We start from the raw sequence: 21326 nt of genomic DNA, 5'->3' as shown, positions 1-21326 counted from the left end.
ACTCAACTCGCGGAGGGTTGCGCGGTATTCCGGCGCAGTGCCTGGAATTCGACCGGGCTGTGCGCGCTGAACACCGAGACCTCGTCCTGGTGTTCGCGGGCGAGGGTCTGCAGCCGGGCGAGGTTGGCGCGGCGAGCGGAGCCGTCCATCTGGTTCATCACCTCGAACGCGCGCATGCCGGGCGGGCAATGCGGGCTGACCGGGGCGACTTCGCCGTGGAAGAAGTACGCGTCGCCGGCGTGCAGGAGCCAGCCGTCGCCGGTGTCGACCGCGACGCCGGAGTGTCCGTGCGTGTGGCCGGGAAGCGGGACGAGCAGGATTTCCGGCGGCAGACCGCGCAGCGGCCGCACCGCGTCGAAGCCGAACCAGTTTTCGCCGGCCTCGTCGTAGGTGCTCCACAGTGGACTGTGCGCGAATTGCTCGGCCCGGTACCGCGTTTTCTCCGGGAAGCTCTTCGGGTTGTCCGCCGCGCGACGTTCGGTGGTGCGGACATGCACGGTGGCGTCGGGGAAATCGGCGAGCCCGCCGGCGTGGTCGACGTCGAGGTGGGTCATCACGATGTGCCGGACGTCGGCGGGATCGTGGCCCAGCGCGCGGATCTGCGCCACCGCGGTTTCCTCCATGGTCGGCTTCGCCCCGACCATCGCCATGAACGGACCGCCGAGCCAGCGCCGCGATTCGGTGACTCCGCGAGTGCCGAACCCGGTGTCGACCAACACGAGCGCGTCGGCGGTCTCCACGAGCAGGCAGTGCGCCACGATCGTGCTGCGCCGCAGCATTCCGGGGCGGCCGTCGAGCGCCTTGCCGCCGAGCGGACGCATCGTGCCGCAGTTGAGGTGGTGCACCTTCATACTGTGCTCCTCTCGCTGAGCCGGACGAAATCGGTCAGGTCGTGCGAGGCGAACACGGTCACCTCGTCGGCGTGGTCCCGGCGCAGCTCGCGCAACCGGCGCTGGTTCTCGCGCCGGGGCCCGGGCAGCGTCTGGACCCGCCGTTCGAACATAGCCAATCCGGGCGGGCAATAGGGCTCGGCGTCGATCTCCCGGTGGAAGAAATAAGAATCACCCGCGTTGAGCACCCAGCCGGACCCGGTGTCGACGGCCACCCCGGCGTGTCCCACGGTGTGCCCGGCGAGCGGCACGAGCGCGACGCCCTCGACCCCGTCCAGCTCGCGGACCGCGTCGAGGTCGAACCAGCTGTCGCCGGCGTCCGAATAGGACTTCCACTGTGGACCGTGCCGGAACTGGACATCGCGGTACCGCGGGTTTCCGGCGCGGTAGGCGTCGAGTTCCTTGCCGTAGACGTGCACGCGCGCCTGCGGGAAGTCGACGAGCCCGCCGGCGTGGTCGAGGTCGAGGTGAGTGAGGACGATGTCGCGGACGTCGGCCGGGTCGAAGCCCAGTGCGCGGATGCGGCTCAGCGCGGTTTCGTTTTCGTCCGTCATCGGATTCGACGTGCGCAGGAAGCGCGGACCGAGCCAGCGCGCGGCGTCGGTGACGGTAGGCGAACCCATTCCGGTCTCGATGAGAGTCAGTCCGGTGCCGGTTTCGACCAGCATGCAGTGACACACGAGGGTGGCGCGGCGCAGCAGCCCGGGCTTTCCGTCGACCAGCTTGCCGCCGATCGGACGCATGGTGCCGCAGTTGAAGTGGTGTACGCGCATTAGGCGAACTCCCGTTCGACGGTGGTGTGCAGGTGGGCGGCGACGGCCTGCAGCGGCGCGGTATCCCGCCGAGTGCGCGCGAGCAGCAGCGCGCCTTCGATCGCGGACAGCACGATCGTCGCCAGCGAAGCGGCACGGTCCTCGGCGAGGCCGTGCGAGGTGAAGTAGGCGGAGATATCCCGCAGCCAGCCTTCGTAACCCTGGTCGCAGGCGGCGCGGATTGGCTCGCTGTCGGCGGCTTCCAACGCGACAGTCGCGATGGGACAGCCGCAGCGATAGTCCGATTCGGACAGTGAGGTGGCGAGTGCGGTGACGATGAGATCGATGGCGGTGGCCGGATCCGGTGCGCCAGCGGTGATTTCGCGGAACTGCCCGGCCAGCCGCTCCCCGGAAAGCTGCACCGCCTCGGCGGCCAGCTGTTCCTTGCCGCCGGGGAAATGGAAGTACAGCGAGCCCTTCGGGGCCCGGCTTTCGGACACGAGCTGGGTCATCCCGGTGGCGTGGTAGCCCTGGGTGCGAAACAGCTCAGCCGCCGATTCGAGCATCCGGCGGCGCGTGTCGGTGCGGTTGACCATGCGCCTACCGTAGCTCAAACTATGACGACCGGTCTAGTTAGTTTCGAGGCGTGCCCGCGTGGCGCGGCCGATCGGTAATCTCAGCGCCATGGCGAACCCCACCGGAGAACAGTTCGAGATCACCCGCGGCAACGCGCGCGCCGTCATCACCGAGATCGGTGCCGGACTGCGCGCGTTCGAGATCAGCGGAGTGCCGTATGTCGAGACGTTCGCCGAGGACGAGAAACCGCCGAAGGGACTCGGCCAGGTGCTGCTGCCGTGGCCGAACCGCACCAAGGGCGGCAAGTGGGAGTTCGAGGGTGAAGAGCAGCAGCTGGAGATCACCGAGGAAGCGCGCGGCAACGCCATCCACGGCCTGACCCGGCACCAGGAGTGGGAGCTGCTGGAGCACGCCGAAACGTCGATCACGCTCGCCATCGACGTCGAGGTCCAGCCCGGCTGGCCGGTGCCGCTGCGCGCGACGATCACCTACGACCTGCAGCCGCGCGAGCTCGTGATCACCCACGAAATCCGCAACGAAGGGGAGAAGCCGATCGGCGTCGGCGTCGGCACCCACCCGTACTTCCGGATCGGCGACGCGCCGACCGACGAGCTGACCCTCACGCTGCCCGCCACGCGCGTCCGGCCGTACGAGGGCGATCAGCAGATGCCGTACGCGGACGAGCAGGACGTCGAGGGCACCGAATACGACTTCCGGCAGGGCAAGCTGCTCGAAGGCGTCGACCTGGACACCGCGTTCGGCGGGCTGGAACTGGCCGAGGACGGCACCCACCACTACGTGCTGTCCCACGGCGACCGCCAGCTGGTGGTCTGGACCGGTCCGGACTTCCGCTGGGTGCAGGTGTTCACGCCGGATGACCTGGTCGGCCGCGGCCGCGCGGTCGCGATCGAGCCGATGACCTGCCCGGCGGACGCGCTCAACACCGGCACCGACCTGATCGAACTGGAACCGGCGACGTCGTGGACGGGCAGCTGGGGAATCCGGGTCCCGTGAAACTCGAACTGCTGACCGAGGCCGCCGCGGGCGAACTGCTGACCTTGCAGCAAACCGCGTACATCACCGAGGCGCGGGCGCACCAGAACTTCGACCTGCCGCCGTTGCTGGACACCCTCGACGACGTGCGGGCGGCCATCGCCGACCCGTCGATCACGGTCTGGGGATTCCGCGACGGCGGCAGGCTCGTGGCGAGCGTGCGGATGCGAGTGTCCGGCCCAGTCGGCGAGATCGGCAGGCTCGTGGTGGCGCCGGATCGTCAGGGCGAGGGACTCGGCACCGCGCTGCTGGCAGCCGCGGAGGAGTCGACCCCGGCGGAGGTGACGGTGTTCCGGCTGTTCACCGGCGAACGTTCGGCCGGGCCGCTCTATTTGTACCGAAAGCTCGGTTACCGCGAGACGCATCGGTCGCCGGAGGCGGACTATCAGTTGGTGCACCTGGAAAAACCCCGGATGCGCGAACCCGGGTGAGTTCGTTAGCGTGTCAAACTATGGCTTACAAGGCGATTGTCGGGGGCTATGTGGTCCCCGTCGGCGCCGCTCCGATCGAGGGCGGCACCGTGCTCATCGAAGACGGCCGGATCACCCACGTCGGGGCTGAGGCCGACGTCGAGGTGCCGGAGGACGCGGAACTGGTGGACGCGTCCGGCAGCTGGGTCTTGCCGGGATTCATCGACGCGCACGCGCACCTCGGCGTCCACGAGGACGGCGAGGGCTGGGCGGGCAACGACACCAACGAAATGACCGACCCGAACGGCGCCCGCTTCCGCGCGATCGACGGGATCGACCCGTACGAACCGGGCTTCGACGACGCGCTGGCGGGCGGCGTCACGAGCGTGGTGATCAAGCCGGGGTCGGGCAACCCGATCGGCGGGCAGACCATCGGCGTGAAGACGTGGGGCCGGTCCATTCTGGACATGGTGTTCGCCGAGCAGGTGAGCGTGAAGAGCGCGCTGGGCGAGAACCCGAAGCGGGTTTACGGGGAGAAGAAGGTCACGCCCTCGACCAGGCTCGGGGTGGCCGCGATTCTGCGCGAGGCGTTCACGAAGGCCCGCAACTACCAGGAAAAGCGCGAGCACACGCGGTCCGAGGGCAAACCGTTCGAAACGGACCTGACGAACGAAACGCTGGCGAAGGTCCTCGACGGCGAGCTGTACTGGGACCAGCACGTGCACCGCGCCGACGACATGGTGACCGCGATCCGGCTGGCCGACGAATTCGGCTACAAACTGGTGATCAACCACGGCACCGAAGGCCACCTGATCGCGGACCTGCTGGCCGAACGCGACGTCCCGGTGATCCTCGGCCCGCTCTTCACCACGAAGTCCAAGGTGGAACTGCGCAACCGCACCCTGCGCTCGGCCGGAATCCTCGCGCGCGCCGGGGTGAAGATCGCGATCACCACGGACCACCCGGTCATCCCGATCAACTTCCTGGTGTACCAAGCCGCACTGGCGGTGAAGGACGGCCTGGACCCGGAGACCGCGCTGAAGGCATTGACCCTGCACCCGGCGCAGATGCTCGGCCTGGACGACCGGATCGGCACCCTGACCCCCGGCCTGGACGCGGACGTGGTGCTGTGGTCCGGCGACCCGCTGGACGTGATGAACCGCGCGATGCGGGTGTTCGTGCGGGGCAAGGAGGTCTACCACTTCGACGAGACGACCGGCGAGGGCGTTTCGGCGGATCGGCGGTACCGGGAAGCTCGCTGAGGTTGGTTGAGGCGGCCTGACCGGCCGCCTCAATCGAGCAGCGCGGTGAGATCGATTTCGGCGGGGAACGGCTCTGTAGTGCGGAACGTCCCGGTGGCGGCAGGGGCGTCCTGGTAGCCGAGTTCTCCGGCCTGGTGACAGGCGACGAGGGAGACCGGGTCGTCGAGGTCGAGGATCCAGTAGAACGGGATTCCGGCGTCGGCGTACTCGTCGTGCTTGGTGGTGTAGTCGGTGCGTTTCGAACCAGGCGACACGATCTCGACGACGAGAAGAATCCCGGTCGCGCGGAGCATCCCGCCCTCCTGGCGACGGCGTGCGAGTTCTGCTTTGCTGACGATCAACAGGTCGGGACGGCGGGAAAAACCTGGTCCTCCGGCGGGCGCGAGCTCAAGATCGATATCGGTCTCCGCCGCCGTTTTGAACCCCTCGGGCACGAAGGGGCGAATTTGGTGGGCAAGCTCTAGCATCGCGAGGCCGTGATCAGGTCTCGGACTGGGCGACATCATCAAACGGCCCTCCACAAGCTCAGTGAAGCCGGAGTCGGTTTCACCGAGGGCCGCGTATTCCTCGATCGACAGCAGGTGATCCGGGATCTCCCAGGGGAATTCACCACGCGTCGGCTCGGGAAGTGCTGTCACAGCGTCTCCTCACGTCACCGGCATTGTCTCACGCCTGCCGTGAAACTGTCAGTGACCATATCGACACGGAGAGCCATGTTTCGCCACCGGGTGGATCATGCTCGGCGTGCGCTCAAGAGAAGAGGTGGTCCGCGAGGAACGCCCCCAACCCCCGCGGCGAACCCCCGGTCACCGCGGCGAAATCGTCGCTCAGCCAAGCCCCGTCCCCGGCCGCCAGCAGCTCGAAGACCTGCGCATTCGACCCCGCCTCCGGCACCCCGTTCGACTCCATCACCGCCTGGTGCTCCGCAGCCGAAATCCGCCGGTACTCCACCGGGCGGCCGGTAACCGCAGCCCACTCCCGGGCCACGTCGGCGAACGTGACCAACTCCGGCCCAGTCAGCAGATACGTCCGCCCGGCATGCTCCGCCGGGGCCGTCGCGATCGTGGCAGCCGCGGCGGCGACGTCTCGGGCGTCGATCATTCCGATCCGGCCATCGCCCACGGACGAAGAAAAGCCGCCCGTCGCCGCGATCTCCGGTGCGAGGGCGAGCAGATTCTGCATAAAGAAGTTCGGCGCCAGCAGCGTGTACTCCATCCCGGACGCCTTGAGGTGCGCGTCAATCCGCGCGTGCTCCCGCCGCCGGGCGACTGGCGAATCGTCAACAGCCTTGTGGTTGGTGACCCGCACGACGTGCCGCACTCCGTTCGCGGCCGCGCGGTCGAGCACCGTCAGCTGCGACGCCACCGCGGGCCCGATCAGCACGAGGGTGTCGACCCCGCGCAGTGCCGCGTCGGGGGTGTCCGGCCGGTCGAAATCGCCGACCACCTCATCGGCCCCGCCCGAAGGGGTGCGGACGAGCGTCCGGACAGGTCCGAGCAGGCGGACGACTTCGCTGCCGATTTTTCCGGTGGCACCGGTAACCAAGATCATGCGACCAAGACTGCTCGCCGCCAGTATCGTCTGTGAAGAAGGCACCTCAACGAACCATAGGTACCCAATGGATACCAAGTATGCGAAAGCGTGTCCCTCGCGCACCGTGATGGACGTGCTGGCGAACAAGTGGACGCTCTACGTCCTCGGTCTCCTCCGCCAGTACGAACGCCCGCTGCGGTTCACCGAACTGCGCCGCGGCGTCGAAGGCGTGACACAGAAATCGCTCACCCAGGTGCTGCGCAACCTCGAACGCGACGGAATGGTCACCCGCACGATCTACCCGACGATCCCGCCGCGCGTGGAGTACGCGCTGACCGATCTGGGCCGGGACGTCGGGGCCTTGACCAGTGCGATCGCCGACTGGTCGAAAGCCAACGCGGGCCGCGTGCAGGCCGCCCGCGTGGCTTATGACGACAGAAAAGACTAGGCGTTCTTCAGGGAACGCGCGATCACCATCCGCTGGATCTGGTTCGTCCCCTCGAAGATCTGCGGCACCTTCGCCTCCCGCATGTACCGCTCCACCGGGAAGTCCCGCGTGTACCCGGCACCGCCGAGGACCTGGACCGCGTCCGTCGTCACCTTCATCGCGCCGTCCGTCGCCACCAGCTTCGCGATCGACGACTGCCGCTGGAAGTCCAGGCCGCGGTCGCGGCGGCGAGCGGCGTCCAGGTAGGTCGCGCGGGCCGACTCGACCGTCGCCGCCATATCCGCCAGCAGGAACTCCAAGCCCTGGAAATCCGCGATCGGGCGGCCGAACTGCGTGCGGCCCTTCGCGTATTCCACGGCCTCGTCCAGGGCCGCCTGCGCCAGGCCCACCGCGCACGCGGCGATCCCGAGTCGTCCCGAACTGAGCGACGACAGTGCGATCTTCAGGCCGGCGCCCTCGCCGCCGATGAGCCGGTCGGCCGGGACCCGCGCGTCCTCGAACAGCATCTGCGCGGTCGGGGACCCGGTGAGGCCCATTTTCCGTTCGCGCGGAGCAGCCGACAGGCCGGGAGTCGACGAGTCGACCAGGAGACACGAGATGCCGTGCCCGCCGTCGTCGCTCGTGCGGACCATCGTGGTGTAGAAGTCCGCCACTCCGGCGTGGGTGATCCACGCTTTCGTGCCGTTGACGACGTACTCGTCCTCGGAAAGCCGCGCGCGGGTGGACAGCGCGGCCGCGTCCGAGCCGGCGTGCGTTTCCGACAGGGCGTACGCGCCGAGCAGCGAGCCGCCCAGCATGTCCGGCATCCAGCGGTCCTGCTGTTCTTCCGTGCCGTAGTGCGCGAGCGCGTAGCAGGACATCGTGTGCACCGACAGCCCGACGCCCACGCTCATCCACGCGGCGGCGATCTCCTCGAGCGCCTGCAGGTAGACCTCGTACGGCTGCTCGGCACCGCCCCAGCGCTCCGGGTACGGCAGGCCCAGCAGTCCGGACTTGCCCATCAGGGTGAACAGGTCGCGCGGGAACTTCTCGGCCTCCTCGTCGGCCGAAGCACGCGGTTTCAGCTCGTCACGGGCGATTTCCGTGACGAGTGCGAGCAGGTCTTCGGACTCCGGCGTCGGCAGCAGACGGTCGACCGGCATGGCTTCCTCCCAGGCGGCGGTACTGAAAACAGTACTGACGGATGATTGAGAGTACCGTATCCGGAGCGGGACTGTCCCTGATCGGTAGGAGATAGTGACGTGATGTCCACCCCTGAAGCCCGTCGCCGGCCCACCGCGCGGCAGCAGGCGCTGCTGCGCGAGCTCGAGGCGTTGTTCCTGGCGGAGGGCTTCGCCGGCTTCACGCTCGACGACCTGGCCGCCCGGCTCCGCTGCTCGAAATCGACGCTGTACGCGCTCGCGCCGAGCAAGGAGCAGCTCGCGGTCAAGGTCGTCGCGCACTTCTTCCGCGACGCCGCCGAACGCCTGGAAAAGCGGATCGCGGGCATCGACGACGCGCGCGAGCTGATCGGCGAGTACCTCTCCGGCGTCTCCGAGCACCTGAACCGGGCGTCGCCGGAGTTCATGGCCGACATCGCCGCCTTCGCGCCCGCCCGCGACACCTATCAGCTCAACAGCCGCGCCGCCGCGCGCCGGATCCGCGCGTTCATCGACAAGGGCGTCGCCGACGGAGTGTTCCGCGACGTGCACGCGCGGCTCGTGGCCGAAATGACCGGACTGATCATCGAGGGCATTCAGACCGGCGTGCTCGGCAGGCGCACCGACGTGTCCGACGCGGAAGCTTTCACCGCGCTCGGCGAACTTCTGCTCGGCGGGCTCGACAAGAACTGATTTGTCCGCATCGGGACAGGAATTGTCAGCGCCCGTTCCTCTACACTCGCCGCTTGTGATCGTGGTGGGTGGAGAGGCGCTGGTCGACCTCGTTCCTGGCGAACCGTTGGATTCCACTGTGGACGGTGGGCTGCGCGCGCTGCTGCCCCGGCTCGGCGGTGGTCCATACAACGTCGCGCTCGCCGCGGCCCGGCTCGGCGTTCCCGCGTCGTTCCTGTCCCGGATTTCCACCGACCGGTTCGGCGTCGCGTTGGCGAATCGCCTTACCGCTTCGAACGTCGACACTTCCTTGCTGCAGCGCGGCAACGAGCCGACGACGCTCGCCGTCGTCGCGCTCGACGAACGCGGCGCCGCGCAATACACCTTCTACGTCGAGGGAACCGCCGATCGGCTGGTTTCCGATCCCGGTGCGCTGCCGGAAGAAACCACCGCGCTGTCGCTCGGAACGCTCGGCATGGTGCTCGAACCCGGCGCGAGCGCGTACGAGCAGATTCTGCGCCGCGAATCCGCGCGTGGGACCCTGACCGTGCTCGACCCGAACATCCGGGAGGCGCTCATCGCCGACCCGGCGGCCTATCGCGCGCGTTTCGCCTCGTGGCTGCCCGACGTGCGGCTGTTGAAAATCTCTGACGACGACGCCGCGTGGCTCGCCGAGGGAGCCGACCCGGTGGCCGCCGCGAAAACGTGGGTGGAGTCCGGTGTGGACGCCGTCGTGCTCACCCGGGGCGCGGACGGCTTGTCTGTGATCACTTCGGCTGGTGAGCTGGCACACGTTCCGTCTCGCAAGGTCGAGGTCGCGGACACGATCGGCGCCGGCGACACCGTGCAGGGCGCGTTGCTCGCCTGGCTGCACCAGCGCACCGTGCGCGACCTGGCCGCACTCGACGCCGGCGCGTGGACCGAAGCGCTTGCTTATGCGGCGAAAGCGGCGTCGATCACGGTCTCCCGCAGCGGAGCGGAGCCGCCGACCGCCGCGGATATGGCGGCCACCGTGTGAACCTGGTCCCAATGGGGCCTTTTGGGGCAACGCAGCGAGTGCGGACTGACCCACCCTTCGACTAGCGTAGTGGTGAATTCATACCCAGCGGGGCGGTGTGCAGCGAGGCGCGTGTTTCCTCGCGTGAACACGTGGCTACTGCGGAACCTTGCAGGCGCCGCCGTCCCGTGCCCAACGTGAGAGGGACCTGCATGTCCGACGCGACGAATGCGGGGCAGTCCGGCGGCGAAACCGCGACGCTGCGCCTGCCGAGTGGCGAGCACGAGTTCAAGGTCGTCAACCCGGTCGAGGGCGCGCCGGGGATCGAGCTGGGAAAGCTGCTGGCGCAGACGGGGTACATCACCTACGACCCCGGGTTCGTCAACACCGGCGCCGCGTCGTCGGCCATCACCTACATCGACGGTGATGCGGGCATCCTGCGCTACCGCGGCTACCCGATCGAGCAGCTGGCTGAGAAGTCCACCTTCATCGAGGTGTCCTACCTGCTCATCTACGGCGAGCTGCCGACCGAGGCCCAGCTGGCCGACTTCACCGAGCGGATCCAGCGGCACACCCTGCTGCACGAGGACCTCAAGGCGTTCTTCTCCGGCTTCCCGCGCGACGCGCACCCGATGCCGGTGCTGTCCAGCGCCGTTTCCGCGCTGTCGACCTTCTACCAGGACTCGCTGAACCCGTTCGACGAGCCCAACGTCGAGCTGTCCACCATCCGCCTGCTGGCGAAGGTGCCGACGCTCGCGGCGTACGCGTACAAGAAGTCCGTCGGCCAGCCGCTGCTGTACCCGGACAACTCGCTGGGCCTGGTGGAGAACTTCCTGCGGATGACGTTCGGCTTCCCCGCCGAGCCGTACGAGGTCGACCCGGACGTCGCGAAGGCGCTCGACCTGCTGTTCATCCTGCACGCCGACCACGAGCAGAACTGCTCCACCTCCACGGTGCGGCTCGTCGGCTCGTCCGAGGCGAACCTGTTCGCCAGCATCTCGGCGGGCATCAACGCGCTGTTCGGCCCGCTGCACGGCGGTGCGAACGCGGCGGTGCTGGAGATGCTCGAGGGCATCCGCGACGACGGCGGCGATGTCGCGACGTTCGTCAACCGCGTGAAGAACAAGGAAAAAGGTGTCAAGCTCATGGGCTTCGGGCACCGGGTCTACAAGAACTACGACCCGCGCGCGAAGATCATCAAGAACACCGCGGACGAGATCCTCGGCAAGCTCAAGGGCGGCGACCAGCTGCTCGACATCGCCAAGAAGCTCGAGGAAACCGCCCTTTCCGACGACTACTTCGTCGAGCGCAAGCTGTACCCGAACGTGGACTTCTACACCGGTCTGATCTACCGCGCGCTCGGGTTCCCGACGAAGTTCTTCACCGTGCTGTTCGCGCTCGGCCGGCTCCCCGGCTGGATCGCGCACTGGCGCGAGATGATCAACGACCCGCAGACGAAGATCGGCCGCCCGCGCCAGATCTACACCGGCTACGCCTCCCGGGACTACACCCCGATGTCGGAGCGCTGAGCCGCTGCTTCGTGAAACGCCCCGCCGTGCCTTCGCGCGGCGGGGCGTTTATCGTTGTGCGGCATGACGATGGAAGCACCGGTCGTGCTGTGGTTCCGCCGGGATCTCCGGTTGCGGGACCACGCCGCGCTGTTCGAGGCGGCCAAGCACAGCAAGCACATTCTGGCGCTGTACGTGCTGGACGACCGGCTCCTCAAACCAGCCGGTTCGCCGCGGGTCGCGTTCCTGCTGAATTCCTTGCGGGAGTTGGACAAAGCATTGTCCGGCCGGCTGATGGTGCGCTACGGCGATCCGGTGCGGGAGGTCGTGGCCGCGGCACAGGAGATCCGGGCGGCGGCGGTGCACGTCTCCGCGGATACCGCACCATACGGACGCGAGCGTGACGATGCCGTGGCCGAAGCCTTGGCAGAGCATCGAATTCAGTGGGTGCCGACGGGGTCTCCGTATGCCGTGACACCGGGGCGGGTCACGAAACCGGACGGTACCCCGTATCGGGTGTTCACTCCGTTCTACCGCGCATGGGCGCAGCACGGCTGGCCTCGTCCGGCGGACACCGATGTGTCTATTGTGGACTGGGTCAAGCCTTCTTCTTCGGATCCTTTGCCGGAAACTCCGGAGGTGGAGTGCGAGCTTCCGCCAGCGGGGGAGGACGCCGCGTTGGCGGTGTGGCAGGAGTTCCTTTCCGACGGTCTCGCGGATTACGCGACCGAACGCGATCGTCCGGATCATGCTGGCACCACCAGGCTTTCGCCCTACCTGCGCTGGGGCGCGATCCATCCGCGGACGATGCTGGCCGACCTGGCCGGGAACCGCTCCGAGGGTGCGCAGGCGTTGCGGTCCGAACTGTGCTGGCGCGAGTTCCACGCCGACGTCCTGTGGAATCGCCCGGAAACCGCGCGGCAGAACTACGACCGGCGGTTCGACGGAATGCGTTACGACACCGGGAAAATCGCGCGCGAGATGTTCGCGCTGTGGTGCGAAGGCCGGACCGGCTATCCGATCGTCGACGCCGGAATGCGGCAGCTGCTGGCCGAGGGCTGGATGCACAACCGGGTCCGGATGATCGTGGCGAGTTTCCTGGTAAAGGACCTGCATCTGCCGTGGTGGTGGGGCGCGCGGCACTTCATGAAACATCTGGTGGACGGCGATCTGGCGTCGAATCAACTGAACTGGCAATGGGTCGCCGGTTCCGGGACGGACTCCGCGCCGTACTTCCGGATCTTCAATCCGACCACGCAGGGCCAGAAATTCGACCCGCAGGGCGATTACGTGCGCCGGTACGTGCCGGAATTGCGTGGGGTGGAAGGGAAAGCGGTGCACGTGCTGAAGGAGCGGCCGGCGGGGTATCCGGAGCCGATCGTGGACCACGCCGAGGAGCGGCAGGTCGCGTTGCAGCGGTATGGGGCGATTACGGGGTCTTAGTGTCGTGTGCCCGTTCGTGGCTTTCCGCCAGCGACAGGCCGCGTTGCCGTTCCTCGATGATCGTCCAGAACCGCGGGCACTTCAGCGGATCGCTGGCCGGACAGTGCCGCCCGTGTTCGAGCGCGGCGCGGGCGACCTCGATGCGGCGTTGCTGCTCGGCCAGTTCGGCGAGTTTGCCGTCGATCATTTCCTGGCGGCTCGGCTGTTCTCCGGTGAGGAAACGGCCGATTTCGGACAGCGTGAAGCCGATTTCCTGGAAGAACAGCAGCACGCCGACGTCCTTGACCGCGGACTCGGCGTAACGCCGCCGGCCCGCTTCCCGTTCCGCCGGGCGCACGAGACCGAGTTCGTCGTAGTAACGCAGCGCGCTCGTCGGCACGCCGGTGCGCTCGGCCAGTTCGCCGATGGACAGGGTGGCAGTCATTTGACTTCAAGCGTACTCGAAGTGGTTCGCTCGCCCCATGAACGTTTTGGAGCGCGCTCTGCGTTGGTGGGGTCCGCGTGGCGGGATCGCACAGTTTCACCGGCCGACCGGGGTTCCGGGACACGTCGCCGGATTGATCATGGGGCGGCGGTCGTCGAATGTGACGCGCAATCGGTGGGCGGTGCGGTTGCTAGACATCCAGCCGTCCGAACGGGTTCTCGAACTCGGCTGCGGTCCGGGCGTGGCCGTTGCCGCACTGGCGGACCGGGCGGCGCTGGTGGTCGGCGTCGACCACTCGTCGGTGATGATTCGGCAAGCATGGCACCGAAACCGGTCGGCGGTCCGGGCCGGACGGGTGCGTTTGGTGTGCGCTTCGGTCGAGAATCTGGCGTTCGGCGAGGGGTCGTTCGACGCCGCGTTGGCCGTCAACACGCTGGGCATGTGGCCGGAGCCGGTTGCCCGGCTGCGCGAACTGGCCCGGTTGTTGCGTCCTGGCGGGCGCATCGCACTGGTATCTCAACCACGGCAGCCTGGTGTCACGTCGGCCGCGGTGGTCGAGGAGTTGACCGGGGTACTCGCGGAGGCTGGCTTTTCCCGGCTCCGCACCGAAACGCTCGGCTTGGATCCGCCAGTCGTGTGCGTACTGGCAGTGTCTGACTGAGCACGTCCGCCGGATCGAACTCACCCGGGCCTCCTTGGCCCCGGGACTGTCCACCGGTCCTAACGGCGCAACGCGTCAACCAGCCGCACCCGGCTGCCCACGCGCAGTACCCCGTTCTGGTAGACCCGCGCCCCCGCCCAGGTGACCACCGCGATCAGCGCGACCGTCAGCATCAGCGACAGCGCGATTTCCCAAGCCTCGACCGTGCCGAGCGCGATCCGGGCAGGCATCAGAACCGGCGACAGCAACGGGATCAGCGACACGATGCGCGTCGCCGCCCCCTGCGGTGCTTGCGTCAGCAGGTTGATCCCCGCGACAAACCCGATGACCAGCGCGATATTCACCGGCCCGACGACGGCCTGCGTGTCCTCCTGGCGGGACACGAGAGCACCAGCCGCGCCGTACAGCATGGCGTAGAGGAGGAAGCCCAGCAGGTACCAGACGAGTCCCCAACCCAGCGTCCCCAACGCGACGCTGGAAATCGAGAACACTCCGGAAACGCCGCCGGCCACCAAACCCGTCACGGCGAGGATCGCGAGCTGGGTCAACCCGACCAAGCCGAGCCCGATGACCTTGCCCAGCAGCAAATGCACCGGCCGGACCGTCGCCAGCAGGATCTCCACCACGCGGCTGGATTTCTCCTCGACCACGCCCTGCGCGACGAACATTCCATACGTCATGATGCTGACGTACAACAGAATCGCGACCACGATCCCGGTCATGAGTTTCGTCTGGGCTTGCGGATCCGCCGGTTCGAGAGCCTGGACGTCGGCGTGGGTGGCGGACACGGCCTGGTGCACGGCGGCGGGGTCGAGGTTCGCGGAGTACAGCTGAGCGTCCAGGACCTGTTGCTGTGCGATGGCGTCCAGCGCCGTCCGCAGCTTTGAATCCAAAGTGGACTTGACGATCACCCGCGGCCGGGAGGCGCTGCCGGACACGAGCGCGTCGACGTCGCCGTCGCGGACCTGGTTGAGTCCGTCCGATTCGGACTGTGCGAGGACGATCTTGAGGTTCCGGTCGTTGTTCTCCAGTTGCGTGGCGATGCCCTGCGCTTGCCCAGCGAGCGCGACTTTCGTGGTCGACCGGTCGTGGGCGAGGAACACTTGCAGCGTGACGTAACCCAGCAGCAGCAACAGCATCACCGCGGTGCTGACCACAAAGGACCGGGTGCGCAGCCGCGCGTTGAGTTCCCGTTTGGCCACCAGCCGCACCGCGCGGGTGGGACGGATCCGGTTCATCGAGGTGCTCCCGGCGTGGCGACGGAATCGCGGAACAGCTCGGCCAGCGTGCGGCGGCGGTGGCTGAATTCCGTCACCGGGCCAGTGGCCAGCGCGGCGGCGAGCACGGCCTGGTCGTCGGCACTCGGCGACAGTTCCAGCACCGTCGTACTGCCGCGGTTTTCGACGACGCGGGCACCGGGAACCGTTGTCGCCCAACCAGGATTGGCACTGGGCGCGGTGACCACCAACCGCCGTGCGGCGTCGCGGGTCAGCTCGTCCACGGTGCCGACCGCGACCATCCGGCCGTCGCGGATGATGCCGACCCGGTCGCACAGCCGCTCCACGAGGTCGAGCTGATGGCTGGAAAACACCACCGGCACACCCGTCGCCGCCTTCTCGCGCAACACGCTGCTCAGCACGTCGACGGCGAGCGGGTCGAGACCGGAAAACGGCTCGTCGAGCACGAGCAGCGCCGGGTCGTGCACCAGCGCGGCGGCAAGCTGCACGCGTTGCTGATTGCCGAGGCTGAGCTTCTGGATGTCGTCCTTGCGCCGCGGCCCGAGCCCAAGCCGCGCGATCCACAACTCGGCCGCGCGGTGTGCGTCGTTGGTGCTGAGGCCGTGCAGTTCGGCGAGGTAGACGAGCTGGTCGATAACCTTCATTTTCGGGTACAGACCGCGCTCTTCGGGCATGTACCCGATCTGCGCGCGGGTGTCGTGCGTGACCGGCCGCCCGGCGAACCGCACCTCGCCGGAGTCGGCGGCCAGCACGCCGAGCGCGATCCGCATCGTGGTGGTCTTGCCCGCCCCGTTGCTGCCGACGAACCCGAACAGCTCGCCGGGAGCCGCGGTGAAACTCACGCCGTCCAGCGCGGTTTTCGTGCCGAACCGCTTGCTGATCCGGTCGATCTCCAGCGTCACGCGTCCCCCTCCAGCGGCGCACGGCTGAACACGGCCTCCACCGGCAGGTCGAACACCGCGCAGATGCGCAACGCCAGGTCGAGACTGGGATAATGGTCCCCGCGCTCCAGCGCCCCGATCGTCTGCGGATTGACCTCGACCGCCCCGGCGAGCTCCGCCCGGCTCATCCCGCGCTCCGCACGCAACCCCGCCAGCCGGTTGTGGATCGGCAGCACCTTGCCACGCCGCACCGGGCTCATGGACCGCACTGTTGCAAAAACCCAACGACCCGTCAAGCTGCCTTGCCGGTAGTTGTCCGGGGTTTTCAGGACAGTCCGGCCAGCGTTTTCTCCACCAGTTCCGCCACCCGCTCACGAGCGGCTTCAGCGTCGGCCGGGACGAGCGCCAACCGGGTGCGGCGTTCGAGGACATCCTCGACGGTCGTCGCGCCCTCATGGCGGACAGCCCACACCACCTCGGCCGCAGTGATTTCCGTCGACGCGCACAGTGGGGCCGCGAATTCCGGCTCCAATTCGCCGAGCGCTGCCACGCGGGGTGCTTCAGTGCCGTACTTGGCCACCAGCCGCGCTGGAGCGTCCACAAGCGACAGTCGCGCGCGCGGTGCGGCACCGAGCAGCGGCAGCTTCGAGGTCCGCGACGGGCCAGCGGGCAATCCGGCGTGCGTCAAGGCGGCGTCGACAGCGTCCTCGGCCATGCGTCGGTACGTCGTCAGCTTCCCGCCGACAACGGTGAGTACGCCGTCGGAACCGGTGACGACCGCGTGTTTCCGCGAGAGATCTGCGCTGCGTCCGGCGGAACCGGAGACCAGCGGCCGCAATCCGGCGTAGGAACCGATCACGTCGGAAGCGGTCAACGGGCGGTCCAGGACCGAAGACGCTGTCGACAGCAGGAAGTCCACATCGGACTCGGGAACCGTCGGCACGTCCGGGACTCCGCCGGATACCGGCTCGTCGGTGAGTCCTAAGTAGACCCGTCCGTCGAGCTGCGGCAGCAGGAACACGAACCGGTTGGTCTCGCCGGGAACCGGGATGTTGACCGACGTCGCTCCGACCCGGACGGTGTCCGGCGCGAGCACCAGGTGCGATCCGCGGGAAGGACGTAGCTGCACAGAGTCAGTCAGGGTGTCTGCCCAGACACCGGTCGCGTTGATGACCTGCCGCGCGCGCAGCGTGTACGACGAAGTGCCGTCACTTACCTGAGCCTCGTTGCCAGACAAGGAAACCGCCGACAAGCGCGGGAGAATCCGAGCGCCGAGCAACGCCGCGGTACGGGCGATGTTGACCACGAGGCGCGCGTCGTCAACCAATGCGCCGTCGTACGCCAGCAGGGCGCCGCGAAGGCCACCGGGGGCGAGGCCGGGGGACAGGGCCAGAGCCTCGGCAGCGGGGATCCGGCGCGGCCCGGGCAGCACGGACGACGGGGTACGCGCGGCCCGCCGCAGCCCGTCGCCTGCCCGGAGACCGGCGGCGATTAACGCCTGCTGCGCAGCGGAAGTGCCGGGATAGAGCGGAAAGAGCTGCGGCATCGCGCGCGTGAGGTGCGGCGCGGTGCGCGTCATGAGGATCCCGCGCTCCACGGCGCTCTCGTGGGCAAGCCCGAGTTCGCCCTTCGCGAGGTACCGCAATCCGCCGTGCACGAGTTTGCTGGACCAGCGTGACGTGCCGAACGCGAGGTCGTGCGCTTCCACCAGCGCGACGGAGAGCCCCCGCGCGGCCGCGTCGAGTGCGATGCCCGCGCCGGTGACCCCGCCGCCGACCACCAGGATGTCGACGCGTTCGCCGTCGACCAGCCGGGACAGTTCGCGTTCGCGGCGGCGCGCGTTGAGGGATCCGGTGCTCATGGTTTCAACCCCGATTCGACCAGATGCCGGAATTCGGCGAGCAGCGCGGCCTCGTCGACGTCGGCGGTGGCCGGGCGCAGCGAGAACGCGAACGACTGCACGACCAGCAGCACCGATCGCGCCTGCGCGGCGACCCCGGCGACGCGCACCGAGCCGTCTCGGTGCCCTTCTTCGAGCAGGCTTCGGAGCACGTGCTCGGCGAAGTGCTGAGTCGCTCCGAGCCGCTCGACGATGTACGGCAGCACCAGCTCGGCATCGACGTCCAGCAGTGTCCGGAACAGCGGATCGGCAGACAGCGCGCCGACGCTCGCCGCCGCCAGGTGCACGATGCGGTCGCGAGCGTGCGCGGTCTGGTCGCCGGTCTCGGTCACCCGTTGCAGCAGGCCGCTGAACTCGCGCGTCATCAGCGCGGCGAGGACACTGCGGACATCGGGGAACCGCCGGTACACCGTCATGCGGCTGACCTGTGCGGTTCGGGCGATTTCGGCCAGCGTGGTGCGCCGGACGCCGACCGCGAGCACGCACTGGCGCGCGGCGTCGAGGAGCTCGTCGTCGGCGACGCGAGCCGAGGTCGGGCGGCTGCGGGCGTCCGCGAGCGCGGAGGGGGCCGCTCCCGGGCGGGAGTGACGTTTGACGTCCATGTGTCACACTGTAGTCGTGAGCGATCTCATCAACCACCGCATCCGGCGTTCGTGGACCGAACAAGGCGCGGCCTCGGCCGGTCTGCCCGACCGCGCCGTCCGGTGGCTTGGCCAGCGTATCGGCCAGGTCGGCCCGGATCGAGGAGAGAAAACCAGCGCTCCGCGGCCAGTCGCGGACTCCGCGCTGACTGTGCCCGTCCGTACCGAGTTCGAGGAACTTCTCGGCGCGGACCACGTGCTGGTCGATCCTCAGGAGCGGCTCGGCCGCACCGGTGGTCTGTCCTATCTGGACCTGCTGCACGCGCGGGCAGGCGACGAGGTGCCGGTGCCGGACGCGGTGCTGCTGCCCGCGGACCCGGACCAGGTGCAGGCCGTGCTGGACATCTGCGTGCGGCACGACATCGGCGTGGTCCCGTTCGGCGGCGGCACGTCGGTGGTCGGCGGGGTCGCGGCGCTGCGCGGCGACAAGGCCGCGGTGGTGGTCCTGGACTTGGTGCGGCTAGACGAGCTGGTGTCGGTGGACCCGGTGTCGCGGATCGCGGTGCTGCAGGCCGGCGTGCGCGGCCCGGAGGCGGAGCGGCTGCTCGCGGCGCACGGGTACACGCTCGGCCACGTGCCGCAGTCGTTCGAGCGCGCGACCATCGGCGGCTTCGCGGCCACGCGTTCGGCCGGGCAGGCGTCGTCCGGTTTCGGCCGGTTCGAGGACATGGTCGCCGGGGTCCGGCTGGCCACGCCGAAGGGCGAGTGGCGGCTCGGCGTCGCGCCGGCGTCCGCGGCCGGACCGGATCTGCGGCAGCTCGCGGTCGGCAGCGAGGGCACGCTCGGCGTGATCACCGAGGTCGCGCTGCGGGTCCGGCCGTTGCCCGAGCAGCGGCATTACGAGGGCTGGATCGTCGACGGCTGGGAGGCCGGAGCGGCGGCGGTGCGGAAGCTCGCGCAGGACCACGCGCTGGCGGACGTCACCCGGCTGTCCGATGTGGACGAGACGAACGTGTCGTTCTCGCTCAACGCCGGGCTGAAGACCACGGCGCTGAAGACGTACCTGGCGGCGCGCGGGATCAAGAACCCGTGCCTGCTGATCGTCGGCTGGGAAGGCGACGTCGCTCGGCGTCGCCGCCGGACGTCAGCCATGCTGAAGTGTTCCGGTGCCGTGCGGATCGGCAAGGTGCTCGGCGAATCCTGGCGGCACGGCCGGTTCAACGGCCCTCGGCAGCGCGACGCGTTGCTCGATCTCGGCGTGTGCGTGGAAACCCTCGAGACCGCGGCGTATTGGTCCAATTTGGACGAACTGCACGACGCGGTGCGCGCGGCATTGGTGGCCTCGCTGGGCCGGGCGATCGTGATGTGCCACGTTTCGCACGCTTACGAAACCGGTGCGTCGCTGTACTTCACCGTGCTGACCTCGCGCGACGACACCGATCCGGTCGGACAGTGGCAGCGCGCGAAAGCAGCGGCGTGCGAGGCGATCACCGGCATCGGGACGATCAGCCACCACCACGCGGTCGGGGTCGACCACGCGCCGTACCTGGAGGCGGAGATCGGCCGGATCGGGCTGGACGTGCTGCGCGCGGCCAAGTCCGCGGTGGACCCGACCGGGATCCTGAACCCCGGAAAACTGCTCGGCTGAACGCGCCCGCGCGGGCAGACTGGCGCGGGTGAGCGATGCAGTGGGTTCCTTTCCGCAATACGAAGTGTTCGCCGACGAATTCCTCGACCACGCGCAGAACGGGTTCTACAACGCGCACTACGACCGTCCGGCCTGCCTCGAATTACTGGGCGACGTCGCCGGGCAGCACGTCCTCGACGCCGCGTGCGGTCCCGGTCTCTACGCCGAAGAACTGACCGCCCGCGGCGCACGAGTGACCGGCTTCGACCTCAGCCCGCGCATGGTCGAGCTGAGCCGCGAGCGCGTGCCGGCGGGCGAGTTCCGCGTTCAGGACCTGGCCGAACCGCTGAGCTGGCTGCCGGACGCGTCGGTGGACCAGGTGCTCTTCGCCCTCGCGCTGGAGTACGTGGACGACCGGGTCGGCGCGCTGCGCGAGTTCCGCCGGGTGCTGCGGCCGGGCGGCGCGCTGGTGCTGTCGAGGCAGCATCCGACCGGCGACTGGCTCCGGCACGGCGGCAACTACTTCGACGTCCGGGTGATCGAGGAGGTCTGGAGCCGCGGCTGGAAGGTGCGGTACTGGCTGGCTCCGCTGGAACGCACCTGCGAGGAATTGCGCGAGGCCGGGTTCCTGATCGAGCAGCTGCGCGAGGGACGTCCGTCCGACGAGGCTGCCTTGGTCGATCCGGAGCGCCACGCCCGGCTCGCCCGGGAACCGCTCGGCTTCCTCACCGTGCGCGCGATTCCGCGGGTCAGCTGAAGGTGCGCTCCGGCGGCAGGACGGTGCAGGCGAGACCGTGTCCGGCCGCCGGTTCGCCGATGAGCGAGGCCGCGTCCGCCTGGGCGACGTCGGCGACGCGAACTGGGGATCCGTTGACCAGCAACGGAAACCGGATCGGCGAGGCACCGACGTAAGCGTGCACACCGGAAAGCAGCACGCCGTCCAGCCGGATGTCTGCGTGGTCCAGCATCGCCAGGTCGTACCGATTGCCGCGGCCCTCGCAGACGTCCAGCACCGCCAGCTGCTCCGGCGTCGCGAACCAGACGAAGTGGTCCTCCGTCACGCCCGGCAGCGCGGTGAGCGTTGCCGGGCGCTGGCCGTCGCGTTGCCGCAGCCCGGCGGCCCACACCGCGGCGAGCCCGGTGCACTGCACGCGCGCCGCGACGACCGGTCCGGTCAGACCGAGCTGGCTGCGCAACCAGGTGATCTTCGACGGGCACGCGTTCGACCCGTACGCGAGCACCGGCGTGCGCGAACGCCACCCCGGCGGCGCGGTGTCCAGGGCGTGGCCGGCACCGTCGAGGTGCACGAACGAACAATCCGGCCGGGTTCC

Annotated in this window: 24 protein-coding genes; 11 read left to right on the top strand and 13 right to left on the bottom strand. The window is 68.7% G+C overall.

What is annotated here, in order from left to right:
* Positions 1-2: 2 nt before the first annotated feature.
* The 3 genes from EIZ44_RS16170 to EIZ44_RS16160 are packed head-to-tail and all read right to left on the bottom strand — an operon-like array spanning position 3 to position 2238.
* Positions 3-851 carry an MBL fold metallo-hydrolase gene (locus EIZ44_RS16170; RefSeq protein ID WP_134729425.1) on the bottom strand — a complete coding sequence of 283 codons (849 nt, stop codon included), beginning with the start codon at positions 849-851 and terminating at the stop codon, positions 3-5.
* Positions 848-1663: an MBL fold metallo-hydrolase gene (locus tag EIZ44_RS16165; protein ID WP_134729423.1), complete on the bottom strand. Its 816-nt coding sequence runs from the start codon at positions 1661-1663 to the stop codon at positions 848-850. Before EIZ44_RS16165 ends, EIZ44_RS16170 begins: the two co-directional genes overlap by 4 nt.
* Complete coding sequence (locus EIZ44_RS16160) at positions 1663-2238, bottom strand: TetR/AcrR family transcriptional regulator (protein WP_037819906.1); 576 nt, start codon at positions 2236-2238, stop codon at positions 1663-1665. Before EIZ44_RS16160 ends, EIZ44_RS16165 begins: the two co-directional genes overlap by 1 nt.
* Positions 2239-2326: 88 nt before the next feature.
* Between EIZ44_RS16160 and EIZ44_RS16155 the strand changes: the two genes are divergently transcribed.
* The 3 genes from EIZ44_RS16155 to EIZ44_RS16145 are packed head-to-tail and all read left to right on the top strand — an operon-like array spanning position 2327 to position 4943.
* Positions 2327-3232 carry an aldose 1-epimerase family protein gene (locus EIZ44_RS16155; protein ID WP_134729421.1) on the top strand — a complete coding sequence of 302 codons (906 nt, stop codon included), beginning with the start codon at positions 2327-2329 and terminating at the stop codon, positions 3230-3232.
* Entirely contained in the window at positions 3199-3702 is a 504-nt protein-coding gene (locus tag EIZ44_RS16150; RefSeq protein ID WP_134729419.1) for a GNAT family N-acetyltransferase, read from the top strand. Before EIZ44_RS16155 ends, EIZ44_RS16150 begins: the two co-directional genes overlap by 34 nt.
* 20 nt (positions 3703-3722) lie before the next feature.
* Positions 3723-4943, top strand: a complete 1221-nt coding sequence (locus EIZ44_RS16145; protein ID WP_037819900.1) for an amidohydrolase — start codon at positions 3723-3725, stop codon at positions 4941-4943.
* A 29-nt stretch (positions 4944-4972) separates the two neighbouring features.
* Here EIZ44_RS16145 and EIZ44_RS16140 read toward each other — a convergent pair whose 3' ends face one another.
* Positions 4973-5581, bottom strand: a complete 609-nt coding sequence (locus EIZ44_RS16140; protein ID WP_134729417.1) for a Uma2 family endonuclease — start codon at positions 5579-5581, stop codon at positions 4973-4975.
* Between the two features lie 112 nt (positions 5582-5693).
* A complete protein-coding gene (locus tag EIZ44_RS16135; RefSeq protein WP_134729415.1) occupies positions 5694-6494 on the bottom strand; it encodes an NmrA family NAD(P)-binding protein in 801 nt (266 codons plus the stop codon).
* Positions 6495-6561: 67 nt separating this feature from the next.
* On the opposite strand from EIZ44_RS16135, the gene EIZ44_RS16130 reads away from it, so the two are divergent.
* Entirely contained in the window at positions 6562-6924 is a 363-nt protein-coding gene (locus EIZ44_RS16130; RefSeq protein WP_134729413.1) for a winged helix-turn-helix transcriptional regulator, read from the top strand.
* Here EIZ44_RS16130 and EIZ44_RS16125 read toward each other — a convergent pair.
* Complete coding sequence (locus EIZ44_RS16125; RefSeq protein WP_134729411.1) at positions 6921-8066, bottom strand: acyl-CoA dehydrogenase family protein; 1146 nt, start codon at positions 8064-8066, stop codon at positions 6921-6923. The two genes, EIZ44_RS16130 and EIZ44_RS16125, sit on opposite strands and share 4 nt — an antisense overlap.
* A 102-nt stretch (positions 8067-8168) precedes the next feature.
* Between EIZ44_RS16125 and EIZ44_RS16120 the strand changes: the two genes are divergently transcribed.
* The 4 genes from EIZ44_RS16120 to EIZ44_RS16105 all read left to right on the top strand — a co-directional run bounded on the left by EIZ44_RS16120 (position 8169) and on the right by EIZ44_RS16105 (position 12683).
* Positions 8169-8756, top strand: a complete 588-nt coding sequence (locus tag EIZ44_RS16120; protein ID WP_037369544.1) for a TetR/AcrR family transcriptional regulator — start codon at positions 8169-8171, stop codon at positions 8754-8756.
* Between the two features lie 55 nt (positions 8757-8811).
* Positions 8812-9753, top strand: coding sequence for a carbohydrate kinase family protein (locus EIZ44_RS16115; RefSeq protein WP_134729409.1), 942 nt, complete (start codon positions 8812-8814; stop codon positions 9751-9753).
* A gap of 191 nt (positions 9754-9944) precedes the next feature.
* Positions 9945-11261, top strand: a complete 1317-nt coding sequence (locus EIZ44_RS16110; protein WP_009083788.1) for a citrate synthase — start codon at positions 9945-9947, stop codon at positions 11259-11261.
* Positions 11262-11324: 63 nt separating this feature from the next.
* Complete coding sequence (locus tag EIZ44_RS16105) at positions 11325-12683, top strand: cryptochrome/photolyase family protein (protein WP_134729407.1); 1359 nt, start codon at positions 11325-11327, stop codon at positions 12681-12683.
* Here the strand turns inward: EIZ44_RS16105 and EIZ44_RS16100 are convergent.
* The gene (locus EIZ44_RS16100; protein ID WP_037819884.1) at positions 12670-13107 is read right to left on the bottom strand and encodes a MerR family transcriptional regulator; all 438 of its coding nucleotides are present in this window, start codon (positions 13105-13107) and stop codon (positions 12670-12672) included. The genes EIZ44_RS16105 and EIZ44_RS16100 overlap by 14 nt on opposite strands.
* A 37-nt stretch (positions 13108-13144) precedes the next feature.
* On the opposite strand from EIZ44_RS16100, the gene EIZ44_RS16095 reads away from it, so the two are divergent.
* Positions 13145-13768: a class I SAM-dependent methyltransferase gene (locus EIZ44_RS16095; protein ID WP_134729405.1), complete on the top strand. Its 624-nt coding sequence runs from the start codon at positions 13145-13147 to the stop codon at positions 13766-13768.
* A gap of 59 nt (positions 13769-13827) precedes the next feature.
* Here EIZ44_RS16095 and EIZ44_RS16090 read toward each other — a convergent pair whose 3' ends face one another.
* The 5 genes from EIZ44_RS16090 to EIZ44_RS16070 form a co-directional block, all read right to left on the bottom strand.
* Entirely contained in the window at positions 13828-15006 is a 1179-nt protein-coding gene (locus tag EIZ44_RS16090; protein WP_134729403.1) for an ABC transporter permease, read from the bottom strand.
* Complete coding sequence (locus EIZ44_RS16085) at positions 15003-15902, bottom strand: ATP-binding cassette domain-containing protein (protein WP_205673169.1); 900 nt, start codon at positions 15900-15902, stop codon at positions 15003-15005. Before EIZ44_RS16085 ends, EIZ44_RS16090 begins: the two co-directional genes overlap by 4 nt.
* A 2-nt stretch (positions 15903-15904) precedes the next feature.
* Complete coding sequence (locus EIZ44_RS16080; RefSeq protein ID WP_037819875.1) at positions 15905-16147, bottom strand: helix-turn-helix transcriptional regulator; 243 nt, start codon at positions 16145-16147, stop codon at positions 15905-15907.
* Positions 16148-16212: 65 nt separating this feature from the next.
* A complete protein-coding gene (locus EIZ44_RS16075) occupies positions 16213-17748 on the bottom strand; it encodes a glycerol-3-phosphate dehydrogenase/oxidase (RefSeq protein WP_134729399.1) in 1536 nt (511 codons plus the stop codon).
* Positions 17745-18389, bottom strand: a complete 645-nt coding sequence (locus EIZ44_RS16070) for a TetR/AcrR family transcriptional regulator (RefSeq protein WP_037810967.1) — start codon at positions 18387-18389, stop codon at positions 17745-17747. Before EIZ44_RS16070 ends, EIZ44_RS16075 begins: the two co-directional genes overlap by 4 nt.
* Positions 18390-18405: 16 nt before the next feature.
* Between EIZ44_RS16070 and EIZ44_RS16065 the strand changes: the two genes are divergently transcribed.
* Positions 18406-20016, top strand: a complete 1611-nt coding sequence (locus EIZ44_RS16065) for an FAD-binding oxidoreductase (protein ID WP_205673163.1) — start codon at positions 18406-18408, stop codon at positions 20014-20016.
* A 28-nt stretch (positions 20017-20044) separates the two neighbouring features.
* Positions 20045-20752, top strand: a complete 708-nt coding sequence (locus EIZ44_RS16060) for a class I SAM-dependent methyltransferase (protein WP_134665328.1) — start codon at positions 20045-20047, stop codon at positions 20750-20752.
* Here the strand turns inward: EIZ44_RS16060 and EIZ44_RS16055 are convergent.
* Positions 20745-21302: a hypothetical protein gene (locus EIZ44_RS16055; RefSeq protein ID WP_037810969.1), complete on the bottom strand. Its 558-nt coding sequence runs from the start codon at positions 21300-21302 to the stop codon at positions 20745-20747. The genes EIZ44_RS16060 and EIZ44_RS16055 overlap by 8 nt on opposite strands.
* Between the last annotated feature and the right edge of the window lie 24 nt (positions 21303-21326).

This window comes from Amycolatopsis nivea (genome assembly GCF_004522235.1).
Taxonomy (GTDB): Bacteria; Actinomycetota; Actinomycetes; order Mycobacteriales; family Pseudonocardiaceae; genus Amycolatopsis; species Amycolatopsis nivea.
Note: the sequence above shows the minus strand (reverse complement) of the source record. Positions and strands in the feature narration are given on the sequence as shown.